At 59.2% G+C, this 15,700-nt stretch carries 14 protein-coding genes; 5 read left to right on the top strand and 9 right to left on the bottom strand.

Annotation, left to right across the window (positions count from 1 at the left end; genetic code table 11):
* Nucleotides 1-161: 161 nt before the first annotated feature.
* From CCX87_RS02500 to CCX87_RS02455, 9 genes are all read right to left on the bottom strand, one after another.
* On the bottom strand, nucleotides 162-638 hold the full coding sequence (locus tag CCX87_RS02500; RefSeq protein ID WP_087743479.1) for a DUF6328 family protein: 477 nt from the start codon (nucleotides 636-638) through the stop codon (nucleotides 162-164).
* Nucleotides 639-696: 58 nt separating this feature from the next.
* The gene (locus CCX87_RS02495) at nucleotides 697-1,641 is read right to left on the bottom strand and encodes a cation diffusion facilitator family transporter (RefSeq protein ID WP_087743477.1); all 945 of its coding nucleotides are present in this window, start codon (nucleotides 1,639-1,641) and stop codon (nucleotides 697-699) included.
* A gap of 60 nt (nucleotides 1,642-1,701) precedes the next feature.
* Entirely contained in the window at nucleotides 1,702-1,923 is a 222-nt protein-coding gene (locus tag CCX87_RS02490; RefSeq protein WP_060984176.1) for a hypothetical protein, read from the bottom strand.
* 97 nt (nucleotides 1,924-2,020) lie between these two features.
* Nucleotides 2,021-2,395 (bottom strand): hypothetical protein, encoded by a 375-nt coding sequence (locus CCX87_RS02485; protein ID WP_087743476.1) that lies wholly within the window; start codon nucleotides 2,393-2,395, stop codon nucleotides 2,021-2,023.
* A 67-nt stretch (nucleotides 2,396-2,462) separates the two neighbouring features.
* The gene (locus CCX87_RS02480; RefSeq protein ID WP_087743475.1) at nucleotides 2,463-5,645 is read right to left on the bottom strand and encodes a CusA/CzcA family heavy metal efflux RND transporter; all 3,183 of its coding nucleotides are present in this window, start codon (nucleotides 5,643-5,645) and stop codon (nucleotides 2,463-2,465) included.
* A gap of 16 nt (nucleotides 5,646-5,661) precedes the next feature.
* Nucleotides 5,662-7,263, bottom strand: coding sequence for an efflux RND transporter periplasmic adaptor subunit (locus CCX87_RS02475; RefSeq protein WP_087743473.1), 1,602 nt, complete (start codon nucleotides 7,261-7,263; stop codon nucleotides 5,662-5,664).
* Between the two features lie 8 nt (nucleotides 7,264-7,271).
* Complete coding sequence (locus CCX87_RS02470; RefSeq protein WP_087743471.1) at nucleotides 7,272-8,630, bottom strand: TolC family protein; 1,359 nt, start codon at nucleotides 8,628-8,630, stop codon at nucleotides 7,272-7,274.
* 588 nt (nucleotides 8,631-9,218) lie between these two features.
* Nucleotides 9,219-9,740 (bottom strand): DUF4148 domain-containing protein, encoded by a 522-nt coding sequence (locus CCX87_RS02460; protein WP_157667093.1) that lies wholly within the window; start codon nucleotides 9,738-9,740, stop codon nucleotides 9,219-9,221.
* Nucleotides 9,741-9,778: 38 nt separating this feature from the next.
* Nucleotides 9,779-10,150: a hypothetical protein gene (locus CCX87_RS02455; RefSeq protein ID WP_087748137.1), complete on the bottom strand. Its 372-nt coding sequence runs from the start codon at nucleotides 10,148-10,150 to the stop codon at nucleotides 9,779-9,781.
* A gap of 183 nt (nucleotides 10,151-10,333) precedes the next feature.
* On the opposite strand from CCX87_RS02455, the gene CCX87_RS02450 reads away from it, so the two are divergent.
* From CCX87_RS02450 to CCX87_RS02430, 5 genes are all read left to right on the top strand, one after another.
* The gene (locus tag CCX87_RS02450; RefSeq protein WP_143218418.1) at nucleotides 10,334-10,675 is read left to right on the top strand and encodes a hypothetical protein; all 342 of its coding nucleotides are present in this window, start codon (nucleotides 10,334-10,336) and stop codon (nucleotides 10,673-10,675) included.
* A 232-nt stretch (nucleotides 10,676-10,907) separates the two neighbouring features.
* A complete protein-coding gene (gene fliQ / locus CCX87_RS02445; RefSeq protein WP_087743463.1) occupies nucleotides 10,908-11,177 on the top strand; it encodes a flagellar biosynthesis protein FliQ in 270 nt (89 codons plus the stop codon).
* A 260-nt stretch (nucleotides 11,178-11,437) separates the two neighbouring features.
* A complete protein-coding gene (gene istA, locus CCX87_RS02440) occupies nucleotides 11,438-12,964 on the top strand; it encodes an IS21 family transposase (RefSeq protein ID WP_056637686.1) in 1,527 nt (508 codons plus the stop codon).
* Nucleotides 12,957-13,742 carry an IS21-like element helper ATPase IstB gene (gene istB / locus CCX87_RS02435; protein ID WP_024815605.1) on the top strand — a complete coding sequence of 262 codons (786 nt, stop codon included), beginning with the start codon at nucleotides 12,957-12,959 and terminating at the stop codon, nucleotides 13,740-13,742. Before istA ends, istB begins: the two co-directional genes overlap by 8 nt.
* Nucleotides 13,743-13,954: 212 nt before the next feature.
* On the top strand, nucleotides 13,955-15,493 hold the full coding sequence (locus tag CCX87_RS02430) for an IS3 family transposase (protein ID WP_087743461.1): 1,539 nt from the start codon (nucleotides 13,955-13,957) through the stop codon (nucleotides 15,491-15,493).
* Nucleotides 15,494-15,700 lie beyond the last annotated feature (207 nt).

The following is a 15,700-nucleotide window of genomic DNA, read 5'->3' as shown; positions in this document are numbered from 1 at the left end:
TGAGACGGTGCTCGCCCGTTTCCTCTACGCCTCAGCCAACGGCCGAGTCAGCAGCGCCAACAATTGGTGCCACGTTCAGGAACTTGCGCCCGCTGTATCAAACCATGGAGATCACCTCGGCGCATCTAGCGGCACTGCAAGTTGCAAGATCGCATGGTGATCTACAGTTTTCCGGATTGCTTCCATCGACGCGGCAGCCACCACCATAGGAGAAATATCAACCCGGCGACCAGCGCAGCTGCCAAGCTCCCGACCACATGTCCAAATATTGTGGACAGTACAAGCTGCGCGCCGGAAACGAGAGCGCTCGCGAGCGCGACCGCTCCCACCAGAATCTGGCGGGAAGCAAGCGACTTGAATCGAGGTCGATCAAGCAACGGCCGAATCAAGCGATGCTGCACAGCCGGCGCACTCAGAAGTACCAAGCCGACAACAGCCAGAACAAACGTCGCAAGGAAGACCCATTTCTCCGCGTTGGCGATTGCACTGAAGCCGGGGGTAAATGGCACAGTTATCAGGAAAGCAGAAAGTAGCTGCGCGGTCGGCAATAGAACCCGAAGCTCCCCCAGCATGTCCGTCAAGTCGCCATCGTCCGAAAGTTCATCTGGCTCGTTGCCAAATCCTTCTGGTTTCGACATCAGTGTCCTCGTTTCTTGGCCAAGCTTCACGATAGTGCGTCGTCAGATTCGCCTTGCGCTATGCATGGCCTTCTGCTTGTCTACCAACGTGCTTTGCCGGCGCCGTAAAGGTGTCCATCTCATCCGCCAGACGACAGGAAACCGACTCCATCTGTAGGGTCGTATGAAAAACTGCGAACCTGTCAGCAAGAATCGCATTGATGGCTTCCCGCACGATCTCAGGAGTGGACGAAGGGTCGTGCACGACATGTGCCGTGAGGCTGGGTTTGCCACTGGTCAGGGCCCAGATGTGCAGGTCGTGAACCGACGTCACGCCGCTTACTTTGGCGATGCTGTTCCTGACCTCGGCAATGTCCATCCCATTTGGCACACCCTCCAGCAGGATGTTCAAGCTTTCCTTAAGAAGAACCCACGTGCGCGGCAAGACCCACAGTCCAATCAGCACGGCGATGATTGCGTCTACCGTCGTCCAGCCCGTGTAACGGATGATGATCGCTCCGATGATCACACCCAGTGAGCCAAGCATGTCGCTCCAGACCTCGAGGTAGGCACCTTTAACGTTGAGGCTTGCATCCTTGCCGCTCTGCAGCAACTTCATGCTGATCAGATTTACGACCAGGCCCAGGATTGCGACCAGCATCATCGCGCCGGTCTGTACCTCCGGTGGATTCTTAAAGCGAGAGTAAGCCTCTATCAGGATATAGATCGCAACCCCAAACAACATCAGGCAGTTGAAAGCTGCCGCCAAAATCTCAAATCGGTAGTAACCGAAAGTCCGGAGAGAGTCTGCCTTCCTCTTGCCGATTTGTACTGCAGCAAGGGCGATAGCCAAAGCGGCCGCGTCGGTCAGCATGTGTGCCGCATCGGAAATAAGCGCGAGGCTGTTGGTGAGAATCCCCGCAACAACCTCGGCGATCATGAAAGACGCCGTCAGCCCAAGAGCGATCCAAAGCCGTCGCTCATTCCCAGTTGTTGGTAATGCATGTTCGTGTGAGGCACTCATACCGGTACATCCTATGTTTTCGCTTATTTAAAAAGCATTTGCACTACCACTATCTCAGCATCAATGGCGGCGGCGCCTATCGATGTTCTTTCCCTGCCGGGATTGCAACTGCAGCACCCTACGATCTCTGAGCCGCTTGGCCAAGCGCTGGCTGTACTTGAGGCCCTTGTCCCGTTCTGGATGCCGTTTTAGCCACATGTGGCGGACCCGCCAGAATGTGATCACTGTCACGATCAGGCTGATCCAGATCCAAAAAAGCTTTGCGGCGAGTCCGTAACCCATCTTTGAAACCGTTCAACGTGCTGACCACACCTGGACCCTGTGCGACGAGGTGCATCGCCAGGGGCAATTGCAACGATGACGGCTCATCGCAATTGGATTACTTCAAAGCGAAGCGGACCGATGCGACGGACTTGCCGCCTTTCGAGACTACTGCGACGGCTTTTGTGCCTGCGGCAAGCTTGAAGCTTCCCGACGCCTCCAGCTTTCCATCCACCGGCAGCAACTCGACGTCCTGCTTTTCTGAGCCTGTCAAAAGCGTTATCTTCGCAGTCATTCCGGAAACGTCGGCAGGCTTGCCATGATCCCGTACGTAAAGCTGCAACTTGGCTGCGCTGGTCACCAGTTCGTAGTGGATGTCTTTTGCCTGTGAAACGATGCCTCCGTGCATTGGTTTTGCGTCATGGTTGTCCGCGGCCATCGCAGTTCCAGAAATGGACAAGGCCAGCGCGAGAAGGATATGCATTGCTTTCATGGTGTTTCCTGAGTAAGTGAAAGAAAAAAATGGGCCCCGCAATTTGCGGAGCCCGAAGGCCCACTTGTCAGTGGGCGGAGGGAACAGAGTGCACGGGCTCTGCCGACACGTCTTCGTCCTTCTCGTCGGGCTTGTGAGCCAGTCGATAGAGGATTGGCAGCACCAACAGAGTGAGCAGAGTGGAGGAAAGAATGCCGCCAATAACCACGGTTGCTAGTGGGCGTTGAACCTCAGCGCCGGTGCCTGTTGCAATGGCCATTGGAATGAAGCCCAGAGACGCCACGAGAGCGGTCATAAGCACAGGTCGCAGACGTGTCAACGCTCCATCGCGGATGGCATCGTCCAGCGGAACGCCTTCCTCTCTCAACGTCCGGATGTATGAAATCATCACAAGCCCGTTAAGAACAGCAACGCCTGAAAGCGCGATGAAGCCAACGGCCGCAGAGATCGACATGGGTATGTCGCGAAGCCATAGTGCCAAGATGCCACCAGTTAGCGCGAATGGAATTCCGGTGAAGACCAGCAGCCCGTCCTTGGCATTTCCAAACATTGCGAACAACAGAACGAAGACCAGCAGCAGTGAGACGGGCACCACAATCTGCAAACGCTTGGAGGCAGATTGCAGGTTTTCGAATGTTCCGCCCCAGCTCGTCCAGTAGCCCGTTGGTATCTTGATCTGAGCCAGGCCTTGCTCTGCCTCCGCAACGAAAGATCCCACGTCGCGGCCACGCACGTTGGCGCTGACCACTATGCGGCGCTTTCCGTTCTCGCGGCTGACTTGATTGGGGCCAGGGGCGAGTTCAAAAGAAGCGACCTCGGCAAGCGGGATGAAATTGGTCCGTGCTTCGGCGGTACCCGCTGAGCGAGGCAGCGGGATAGGCAGTCGCTTCATGCCTTCCATATCATTGCGGATCGCTTCGGGCAGGCGCACCAGGATGTCGAATCGCCGATCACCCTCGAACATCGTTCCCGCTTCACGTCCACCAATGGCTGTGGCCACGGTGTCCTGGATGTCGGCCACATTCAGGCCATAGCGAGCAGCCTTCTGGCGGTCGATATTCACGGTGAGCATCGGCAGCCCGGTTGTCTGCTCCACCTTCACCTCCGATGCCCCTTGGATCTTCTGCAGCATCGACGAGATCTCTTCTGCAGACTTGTTCAGGACGTCCATGTCGTCCCCAAAGATCTTGACCGCAACGTCGCTGCGCACACCGGAAATAAGCTCGTTGAAGCGCAATTGGATCGGCTGAGAGAATTCGTAGTTGTTGCCAGGGATCTTGCCAACCACTTCCTGGATCGCGGTAAGCAGTTCGTCGCGGGTCTTTCGCGGCTCGGGCCACTGGTCCATGGGTTTGAGCATGATGTATCCGTCCGAGATGTTCGGCGGCATCGGGTCCGAGGCAATTTCTGCAGTCCCGGTTCTGGCAAATACCCGGTCTATCTCAGGGAACTTCTCTTTCAGCGTCCCTTCGATCTGACGCTGCATGGCGATAGATTGCGAGAGGCTGGTACCGGGGATGCGCAGCGCCTGGATGGCGAGGTCGCCTTCATTGAGCTGGGGAACGAACTCGCTGCCCATTCGGGTCGCGATCAATCCGCAGAGCACTACGGCCACCGCGGCAATGGAGAGCACCAAGGCCTTGGCGGACATGACTCGATCCAGCAGGGGCGCATAGATTCGCTTCGCATGACCGAGCAGGAAGTTCTCCTTCTCGCTGACCCGGTTGCCGATGAACAGCGCGACTGCGGCGGGGATGAACGTTACCGACAGGATCATTGCGCCGACAAGCGCTGCCACCACGGTAAACGCCATCGGGTGGAACATCTTTCCTTCAACACCTGTGAGGGCGAAGATCGGCAGATACACCACCATGATGATGAGCTGACCGAACAGCAGGGCGCGGCGTGATTCTTTGGATGCCAAAAACACTTCATGGAAGCGCTCGGCTCGGGTCAGCGGCCGACCGTGATGCGCTTGTGCATGCGCCAGGCGGCGAACGCAGTTCTCGACGATCACAACCGCTCCGTCAATGATGATGCCGAAGTCCAGCGCTCCAAGGCTCATCAGGTTGGCACTTACCTTGTAGTTCACCATCCCGGTGAACGTGAAAAGCATCGACAGCGGAATCACCGTTGCCGTGATCACCGCAGCCCGGATGTTGCCCAGGAACAGGAAGAGGATCACGATCACCAAGATCGCGCCTTCCATGAGGTTCTTCTTCACCGTACTGATGGCCTTGTCCACCAGGACAGTCCGGTCGTAGACCGTGACCGCGTGCACGCCTTCGGGTAGGTTGCGGTTGATCTCCACCATCTTCTTGTCTACAGCTTGAGACACAGTACGGCTGTTTTCGCCGATAAGCATGAAGACTGTACCGAGCACGACTTCACGGCCGTTGTCCGTGGCGGCGCCAGTGCGCAGTTCCCGGCCGATGGATACGTCGGCGACATCCCGCACACGCACAGGCACACCGTTGGCGCTGCTCAGGATCACATTGCCTATGTCTTCCATTGACTTGACTTGGCCAGGTGCGCGAACCAGGTACTGTTCGCCGCGCTTCTCGATGTAGCCGGCGCCAACATTGCCGTTGTTGCGATCTAAAGCAGTGACGATGTCTTGCAGCGTCACGCCGAGCGAGGCCAGGCGCTCGGGGACTGGCGCAATCTGGTACTCCTTCGCAAAGCCGCCGATGGAGTTGATTTCGGTGACGCCAGGCACATTGCGCAATTGCGGCTTGATGATCCAGTCCTGAATCTCACGCAAGTCTGTCGGGGTGTAGGGGTTGCCGTCTGGCTTCTTGGCGCCATCCTTGGTTTCAACCGTCCACAGGTAGATTTCTCCGAGGCCGGTCGAGATCGGTCCCAGCGCAGGGGTAATGCCTGCCGGCAACTTATCTCGGGCCTCCTGGATGCGTTCATTCACCAGTTGGCGCGCGAAGTAGATGTCCGTGCCGTCCTTGAAGATCACGGTGACCTGGGAAAGTCCATAGCGAGACAATGACCTTGTCTGCTCAAGATTGGGCAGGCCCGCCATGACTGTCTCGATGGGGTAGGTCACGCGCTGCTCAGTCTCAAGCGGCGAGTAACCAGCTGCTTGAGTGTTGATTTGGACCTGGACGTTGGTGATGTCCGGGACGGCGTCGATGGGAAGCTTCTGGTAGTTGAAGACACCTAAGGCGCCCATTGCAAGGGCGGCTAGCAGCACCAGCCACCGCTGCTCGATCGAGAATCGAATCAGTTTTTCAAACATGTGTAAGGCTCCGTGATCAGTGCGTGTGCTCGGCGGACGCCTTGCCCAGTTCGGACTTCACTACGAAGCTGCCGGACGCTGCATAAGGCGTTCCAGGCTTGATGCCTTGCAGGACCTCGATCCGTTTGCCGTCGCTGCGCCCCAGTTGCACTGGTTGGGCAATGAAGCCTCCATTGACCTTGAGGAAGACAACCGGCTTTTCTCCAACCGTCTGGACCGCGTCTGCAGCGATCGTCACGGGCACTGTGGCTTCATCAGCCACGACCTCGACGTTCACGAACAGACCTGGCCGCCATGCCCCCTTGGGGTTATCCAGTACCACCCGCGCTTTGGCGGTTCGGGTTTGCTCGCCTATGAGCGCGCCCACGAAGGCCACTGTGCCCGTCGCTGAAGCGTCGAAAGCGGTGGCCTTGATAGTGACTTTCTCGCCAACTCGCACCTGAGGCAAATCTTTGGCTGGCACGTTGATCTCAGCCCAAACTTGGCTCAGGTCCGAAATCGTGAACACAGCAGCGTCTTCCTTGACGGCTTCACCAAGGCTCAGATGTTTCTCGATGACGATCCCATCAAAGGGCGCACGCAGTTCAATCCGGTTCAAACCAGAGGCGGATGAGGACGAAAGGCCCAGTGCACCCAGCTTCTGGTTAGCGTTTGCGACGGCCACTTCGGCTTCGCTGAGAGCCTGTTTAGCTTGCAGGTAGTCCTGCTCTGCCGAAACCTTCTGCTCCCAGAGCTTTTTCTCCCGCTCGTAGGTCGTCTTTGCCAACGCCATGCGCTTTTGGACCGTCTGCAGCTCGCTGCGTTGCTCCGATGCTGTGGGACTTGCGATAGCGGCCAGCACCTGCCCCTTCTTGACAACCTGGCCCAAGCTGGCGTTGACGCTTTCCACCACGCCTGCAAGGCGCGGGACCACGTGCGAAGTGCGATCTTCGTTGAGACGGATCTCGCCGGGCAGCAGCAGCGCAGACTTGATGCTCGCAGGGGATGCCGAGTCAATGCTGATAGCTGACGCCTTAATCTGGGCATCTGTCAGCTCGACCTTGCCTTCTTCCTTGCTCATCACGAAAAGGAAAGGCTCATTGCCCTTTTGCGCAATGATCTCAATGTCAAACACATGCGGTTCTGCCACGTTCTCGCGGCTCACCCATCCAGCCTTTTCCTGAATGAATGAGAGCGTCTGCTTTTCCCCCGTCGGCCGGGTAATTGTTGCGGCGACAGTGGCGGCGCTCTGGGGCAGTGGCTTTTCCTTGTCGAACATCCAGACGCGAAGGCGTGGCTCGCCGCCGTCTTCTGCGAGCAGGGCTTCCAGCCCGAAGTCGCCTTCCTTGAAGAGGCTGCCGCCGTTCGCACCCTTCGACTCACTTTTCTCGTGATGCTCCCCGTCGGCATGACCTTTGTCGTCGTCGTGGCCTTTGCCATCCGCTTTGCCATGGTGCTCGCCGTCTCCGTGCCCCTTGGCTTCAGTGTGTGTGCCGTGGCCGTGGCCATCTCCCTCACTGGCTGCTGCCTTCGTCTTGCCACCCTGCAGAATGAGGGCGCCAGCACCAACGCCCATCGCGATGACGACGGCGATGGCGATCAGATGCTTCTTGCTGATGCTTGATTTGATGGAGTTCATGGTCGATCTCAGTTTTGCTGGTTGGTCGGTGCATTGGGCGTCGGGTTGCCCAGCAGGCGGTCGATCTCCGCGGCTGCTCGATGGGCCTCGGCCAACGCCTTGAGGTATTGCGACTTGGCAGTGAAGTACGTGCGTTGTGCGTCTAGAACTTCGAGAAAATTGAATTTGCCGTTCTCGAACCCAATGGTTGCCGCGTCGTAGGCTGACTTGGAACCGGGAAGCACGTCACTCTGCAGCACCTGCACTTCGGTACTGATCGTTGACAGTCGATCATGGGCTTGGGTCACCTCGCTGTGCAGCCGCACGGTGGTGCCTTGCAGCTCGTCCCTGGCTTTGTCTTCAAGCTTCAGGGCCTCCAGCAGGTTGCCTTGGTTGCGGTCGAATACCTGTAGAGGTACCGACACTCCGAGCAGGAGCATGTTGCGCTGTGTCTCGTTGCTCCGCTGCATACCTGCGCTCACAGTCACGTCCGGCACGCGCTTGCTTTGTTCCACCTCGGTCAAAGCTTTGCGCCGATCCACTTCAGCCTTGGCGACAACAACGGCTGGTGATGACGCGACCAATGATTGCAGCGCAGCAAGATCAGGAACGGTTGGAATGCTCTCGGCATCGCCTTCCAGCTGGAGAGTGACCGCGGTGCTGCGGCCCAACAATGCATAGAGGCGGGTCAGCGCATTGCGCTCTTCGCTCGCCGCCTGCGTCAGCTCCACGCGTATTCCAGCTTCAGCAACGCGTGCCTTTGTCTCCTCGACCGGGGAGACCTTGCCAGCCGCGACACGCTTCGCAACGGTGTCAGTGGATGACTTGGCAAGCGTTGCGCTGTCCTTTGCCAGTGCCAGCCGCTCTCGGGCAGTCAGTGCGTCAAAGTAAGCGGCAACCACGCTGGCGCGTACCGTGGATTTCACCTCGGTGAGCTGAGCTTGTGCTTGCTCCCGAGCACTTTGCGCGGCTTTAGTCCGTGCAGCACGCTTCCCGCCAAGTTCGATCGGAAGGTTGAGCTGCCAGCTTTGCGTGCGCGTTTTCGAGCGTGTGTCTTCGAGCGAGTACGCGAACTCTGGGTTTGGGCGCGCGCGTCCTTGAATGACTTGCCCTTCCGTCGCCTCAACCTGACGCGTGGCCGCAGCAACGTCTGCATTTCCCTCCAGCGCCAAGTCGATGGCCCTGGCCAACGACATCGGAGCAGCGGACGATGCCGAGGCGCTGTGAACAACTACCGGCTGGCTTCCCACGGCGCCCGAAGACACGCCCTGGGCGAGCGCGATTGATCCAGCCGCAAACAACGTGGCTGCAACGATCGTTGTGACCGCAAAATTCTTCCGGCCGGGCGCAGCGACCAGGCCATTTGAAATATGAATTCCCTTGAACATCCGATTCTCCAGTGACCTTGAAACACGAGGAAATCGGCGGTACGGCACCGACAAAGATGCCTGGCTGTTCAAGTCCATTTCGGCCACGGCGCGCGCGGCGATACCGCCTTATCGAAGGCGGATGAAAAATGGATCGAGTAAGAAGCCCCGCCGACTAGGCGAGGGAGGGCCACTGAGGGCGATCGGGCGGGATGGGGCTGATGCCAGCTAACGGTGACAAGACCGGAGCATTCATGCCGCTGCCGCGATTGGCAGGCATTTTGGCAACTGGCACGTGGACTGCACCGAGTCCAAGGCCATGGCATGAGCGGCAATCGGGGTCGAACTTATCGAGGTTCTTTTCGCCTGCTTTGGTTTTGCCGCCAGAGGCACCTGAATCATGCTGGTGTTCGTGGTGACCTACATGCTGCACGGTAGAGGCGGACGTAAATCGCTCATGCTGGCAATACGTAGCTACCGCTGCCCAGCTAAACTGGAGCGGTAGCAATGCGAGCATCAAAGCGACGACCCAGCGACTCATTTTTTTATTCTAGCATGGCAGCCAGTCTTCTCGACTGCCTGCGTCAAAGAACGGAGCCAGTCAGCGCCTTAAAGACTTTGGGAGTGGCCCGTGAAGCCACGCTCAGTGGCAACGTCAGTGTGGCTACCACGGTAGAGGCCAGGAAATACTTCCTTGACCGAGCGGCCGTCTTCGCCGTTTGCCATCATCTCGCCGTGGACGATGGCTTCCTCCAGTTCGTGGCGAACCTCGTCTCGCGTCTTGGCCTGTGCGGTCACTGCCTGCGATGGATAGCTGCCGGGTGCAATTTCGTTGAGCTTGGCACCGGACTCACCGGCGGCCAGAATTTCTCCTGTCCGCATCGCCTGGTTCAGTTCCTGAGCCACTTGCGAGCGTGTCTTTGAAACAGTGGCTGCGGGGGCTGGGTAAGCACGCGGATTGATTTCGCGCAACGTCATGCTTGCCTCGCCGCGGGACAACATCTCGCCGCTACGCATCGCCTGCGAGAGTTCTGCGCGAACCTGTTCACGGGTCAGAGGTGCCGACTGGTCGGCAGCGAATGCGGGTGCGGCGCCCAACGAGAGGATCAGCAGTGCGGTCTTGAAGTTCATGGTGGTTCCTTTGAATGAATGAGATTGATTGGATGGTGTTAGGGCAACTGTCGGGCGTTGACCCATCCAGCTTCGCCGCCCATGTCGCGCATACCGTCAGCGGTAACGGGGTTCTTGCGTGAGTACTCCAGTTCTTGCCTGACCTGCTCGCGGGTCTTGCTCAGGGCAGGAGCCTTCACGAGCGGATAGGTGGCGGGATAGCCACGGCTGATCCATTGGAGCGAGCCGTCTTGCTGCGCTACGAGCACAGCGTTGCGAACTGACTCCCGGCTCACGGTGTTGCCCAGATGGTCGGGAGTAAAAACTGCTCCCTGCTCCTGCACTGGGCTGGCGTGATACGCCGACCCGGCGAACGAAGCGGTAGCGACGGTGGCCAGGCCAACAATGATGAGTGCGTTGCGAACTTTCATGAGAATCTCCTGTTGCACCGGCTGCCTCTTGGCAACCGGGAGATGCTTTTTTTGCACCACGGAGAGAAGTCTAAAAATCGCGCACCATCGAGGCAGTGACTGCAAGATTACGTTTTTGACAGATTTGTAAAGTGCTGCGCACTGTGTGTCGGTTCGCGTGTGGCTAGCCTAGAATCCGGCGTCATGTCCCACCGCGTGCAATCGGCCATGCTCGTGCTTGCCCTTCTCTGGCAGGCAATTAGCATGGTCAATCCCTTTGCAGGAGCACCCCGCGCCGACCAGTTTGAGCACCTGGTAGTTTTCACACACGTGGCGCACCAAGCTAATGAAGACCGGTTCATGCATGAAAACGCATCAGCCTCTCATCTGCATACAGATGAGGGGCTGATGCTTGCGGGGCTGATCCTGACATTGGCGCTCGGAGTTCCGAGCGTGCCTCGGGCGGACCTAATTCCTGAGCAGGCACCACGCTATTCGCCGCCCTCACTGGACGGCCTGCTGCGTCCCCCGATGGCGCTGGCCTGAATACGCGTCCTCGGCGCGCGTCTGCCACCAGTGTGCGGTGGCCCCCCAAATATCCCTTTCTGCACGAAGCCTTCGCGTGACTGCCCCTGTGCGCGGCAGTCCGCGCGCAGGCGGTAAACCATCAAACGTCCCGTCGTGACTCGATGCGCAGTGAGGTGCCGGACCGCGCCGCTAGTTCGCAGCGGCACTCGTCCGAACATTTCCCTATGGCTCCTTCTTTGAGGACCCCCTTATGAGTTCGCAACAAGTCCTGACCATTGCGCAGGCGGCACTGCACATGTTGCTGATGACCGCCGCGCCTATCCTGCTCGTAGTGTTGCTGGTGGGCCTGATCGTTAGCACCTTCCAGGCGGTGACGCAAATCAATGAAAACACGCTGTCGTTCATCCCCAAATTGGTGGCCGCCATCGTCGTGCTGCTCATTGCCGGACCATGGCTCATCAGCACCTTCGTGGACTACTTGCGAGAGGTGCTGCTCTCGATCCCAGGTATGGTTGTATGACTGTGCATTGCCAACTGTGCCAGCGCAGGCCAAGAAGGCGCGCGAACTCGGCAGATTCATTGGTCCTGGCCATTGAGGCTGCTACCATTAGTTACGAGCGCAAAGCACTTGTATTCATCATTCTGGTGCTGCTGCCAATCCAGTGTTGACGCCGACCGAAAACTGAGCCACTTTTTGGTGTGATGCCGACCTAAAACTGAGCCAGGTGTTTTACCTACCCTGCTGTTTTGTGCAGCAAGGGAATGAAGAGGGTGATCACCATGGACATGATTGGCAAGATACGGCGGATGCATCGCCGGGACAAGAAGACGAAGCGGGAGATATCGAGGGCCACGGGTCTGTCGCGCAACACGGTGGCCAAGTGGCTGGACGAGGCGCAGCCGGTCGAGCCCAAGTACCGCCGGGAGGCGGCGAAGGCGACCAAGCTGTCGGCGCACGAGGCGGAGCTCAAGCAAGCCTTGAAGGCCGATGCCAAGCGGCCCAAGAAGGAGCGGCGCACGGCCAAGGCCTTGTTCACGCAGATCAAGGCAGCGGGCTACGAAGGTGGCTACACGCGGGTGACGGACTTCATCCGCAAGTGGCGCCAAGGTGAAGGCCAACAGGCGGCCTGCAAGGCCTTCGTGCCATTGACCTTCGAGCTTGGCGAGGCCTTCCAGTTCGACTGGAGCGAAGACGGCTTGCTGGTGGGCGGGGTGTACTACCGCATGCAGGTCTCGCACATGAAGCTGTGTGCCAGTGGGGCCTTCTGGCTGGTGGCCTACCCCAGCCAAGGCCACGAGATGCTGTTCGATGCGCACACCCGCAGCTTTGCAGCGCTGGGTGGCGTGGCACGCCGTGGCATCTACGACAACATGAAGACGGCGGTCGACAAAGTCAAGAAGGGCAAAGGCCGCGTGGTCAATGCGCGCTTTGCAGCCATGTGCGCGCATTATCTGTTCGACCCTGATTTTTGCAACCGTGCCAGCGGCTGGGAGAAGGGGCGCGTGGAGAAGGATGTGCAAGACAGCCGCCGTCGCATCTGGGTGGAGGCGGGGCAACGGCGCTTTGGCAGCTTTACCGAGCTCAATGCGTGGCTGGGCGAGCGCTGCCGGGCTCTGTGGCGAGAGCTGCGCCACCCGCAGCACAAAGCGTTCAGCATCGCCGAGATGCTGGAGCTGGAGCAAAGCCACCTGATGCCGATGCCGGTGGCCTTTGATGGCTATGTTGAGAACCCGGCCAAGGTGAGCAGCACCTGCCTGGTGACGGTGGCGCGCAACCGCTACTCGGTGCCCTGCGAATGGGCGGGGCAAATGGTCAGCACACACCTGTACCCGGCGCAGATCGTGGTGGTGGCCGGCGATGCTATGGTGGCCACGCACGAGCGCCTGAGCGATCGCAACCAGACCCGCTACGACTGGCAGCATTACGTGCCGCTGATCGAGCGCAAGCCGGGCGCGCTGCGCAACGGCGCGCCCTTTGCAGACCTGCCCGAGCCATTGCAGCGCATGCGCAAAGGCTTGCTGCACCAGGAGGGCGGCGACAGGGTGATGGCGCAGGTACTGGCCGAGGTGCCCAAGCAAGGGCTGGACGCCGTGCTGGTGGCGGTGGAGTTGGCCCTGGAGAGTGCGCCGCCATCGGGGCGGGTGAGCACCGAGCACGTCATCAACGTGCTCGGCCGCCTGCAAGCGCAGCCCCTGCCCGAGACGGTTGCGACCAACCTGCAAGTGAGCCAGACACCCCTGGCCGACACGGCGCGCTATGACAGCCTGCGCGCTGGCAGCGACATGCAGGAGGCCGATCATGCGTGAGCTGGACAAGGAGTTCAAAGAGCTGCGCCTGTACGGCATGGCCGGGGCCTGGGAGGACCTGGTCAAGCAAGGCGGCCACGCCACGCTGGAGAGCTCGCGCTGGCTGCTGGAGCACCTGCTGCAAGCGGAAGTCACGGACAGAGCCATGCGCTCAGTGAGCTACCAGATGCACACGGCGAAGTTCCCCGTGCACCGCGACCTGGCGGGCTTCGACTTCGAATGCTCGCCCGTGGACAAAAAGCTCATCGAGCAGTTGGCCAGCATGGCGTTCACCGAGCAGGCGCACAACGTGGTGCTGGTGGGTGGCCCCGGCACGGGCAAGACGCATCTGGCCACGGCCATCGGCGTGGCGGGCATCACGCGCCATGGCTCACGCGTGCGATTTTACTCCACGGTGGACCTGGTCAACGCACTGGAGCAGGAGAAGGCCCAAGGCAAGGCAGGCCGCATCGCAGCGAGCTTGCAGCGCATGGACCTGGTCATCCTTGATGAGCTGGGCTACCTGCCCTTCAGCCAGGCAGGCGGCGCCTTGCTGTTCCACCTGCTGAGCAAGCTCTACGAGCAGACCAGCGTGATGATCACCACCAACCTGGACTTCAAGGAATGGTCCAGCGTGTTCGGCGACGCCAAGATGACCACGGCACTGCTGGATCGACTCACGCACCACTGCCACATCGTCGAGACGGGCAACGAGTCCCACAGGTTCATGCACAGCACAGCCGTGGCCAAGAAACGCATCAAGGCACGCGAACAGGCCAAGAAGGCTGAGCCGTTCTGAGCGGTTCAAGGGCAAGCCGCTACGGGCTTCGCCCTGCGCGGCTTGCTCTCAACGGACGACCACCGAGCTCGATCACCAAGGAGACCAAAACCGACCCAAGGCACTACACTTATCCACAGCCGACCTTCACAGGTTGGCCATTAGCCCTGGCTCAAAATTCAATCGGCACGGTGGGGGTGCGGACGAAAACTTGGACTACCAGGAGGTAGTTCATGTATTCCTACGAAGATCGAATCCGAGCCGTTGAGCTCTACATCAAGCTGGGCAAGCGCGTCAGGCCCACCATACGGCAGCTGGGCTATCCGACGAAGAATTCTTTGAAGGGTTGGTACAACGAGTACCAATTCAAGCTCGACTTGTCCGCTGGCTACGCAGGCCGTAAACCGAAGTTCTCGCAGGCGCAGAAGACTGCAGCCATCGAGCACTACCTCACCCATGACCGGTGTATCGCGGCCACCATGAGGGCGCTGGGCTACCCCGGTCGTGGGACGCTTACCAAGTGGGTGCGTGAGGCATTCCCTGAGGCCAGGAGGGCTGTCGTTGGCAGTGTGGGCCAACGAAGGTATCCCGAGTCCTTGAAGCAAGCGGGAGTGATGGAGCTTTGCACTCGGCAGGAAAGTGCGCAGGCAGTGGCTGACAAGCTCGGCGTGTGCCGGCCAACGTTGTACAACTGGAAGAACCAGCTTCTGGGACGTGAGGCACCCGCATCCATGAAACACAACAATCAATCCCCGCGGGCTCAAGAGCGCGAAGAGCTCGAGCGCGAGGTTGAGATACTGCGCCGCGAAGTCAGGCAACTGCGCCTTGAGCAGGACCTCTTGAACAAGGCCAATGAACTGTTAAAAAAAGGCCTGGGCGTCGATCTGCAGCTCCTGTCCAACCGGGAGAAGACACTGCTGACTGACGCCCTCAAGGAGCACTATGGCTTGCCAGAGCTCCTTGCACAGTTAGGTCTTGCACGTAGCTCGTACTTCTACCATCGCGCTCGTGCTGCGGTGGGCGACAAGTACCTCTCTGCACGTCGTGCGATCACCGACATCTTTGAGTCGAACCACCGCTGCTATGGCTATCGCAGGCTGCAGGCCTCGCTGACCAAGCAGGACATGACCATCTCCGAAAAGGTGGTGCAGCGCTTGATGAAGCAAGAGAGCTTGGTCGTTGCAAAGCCCAAGCGGCGGCGGTATGCGTCTTACCTTGGCGAGATCAGCCCGGCACCGGAGAACATCATCAACCGTGACTTCCAGGCTGCAGCGCCCAACGAGAAATGGCTGACGGACATCACGGAGTTCCAGATCCCAGCAGGCAAGGTCTACCTGTCACCGATCATCGACTGCTTCGACGGGATGGTGGTGAGCTGGACCATTGGCACGAGCCCTGACGCTGAGCTGGTCAACACCATGCTGGATGCAGCCATCGAGACTGTGACGGACACAGCTGACCGACCAGTGGTCCACTCAGACCGCGGTGGGCACTACCGCTGGCCTGGCTGGCTATCGAGAATGAGCGAGGCGAACCTTACCCGCTCCATGTCCCGCAAGGCCTGTTCTCCGGACAATGCGGCTTGCGAAGGCTTCTTCGGTCGCCTCAAGAACGAACTGTTCTATCCTCGGAACTGGAAGGGCACGACCATCGAGCAGTTCATTGAAGTGGTCGACTCGTACATCCGCTGGTACAACCAGAAGCGGATCAAGATCTCCCTGGGGGCCCTCAGCCCGATCGAATACCGGGTGAGCCTTGGACTTGCGGCATAAAACCAGTCCAAGTTTTTATCCGCACCCCCGGTGGCTCAATTTTGAATCGGCGCCAACATCCTGTGCTCATCGCACCGCGTTCGATGGTAATTCTCCGCAATGAGCTGTCCAGGGCCACCACAGGCCTCACAGACTCTTTTGGATAGCGCTTCAACGTACGACACCATCGAAGCGTCTGCCGGGTCGAGCCCGTGGAAACGAAGGCTT

It is taken from the genome of Acidovorax sp. T1 (genome assembly GCF_002176815.1).
Lineage (GTDB): Bacteria > Pseudomonadota > Gammaproteobacteria > Burkholderiales > Burkholderiaceae_C > Acidovorax.
Note: the sequence above shows the minus strand (reverse complement) of the source record. Positions and strands in the feature narration are given on the sequence as shown.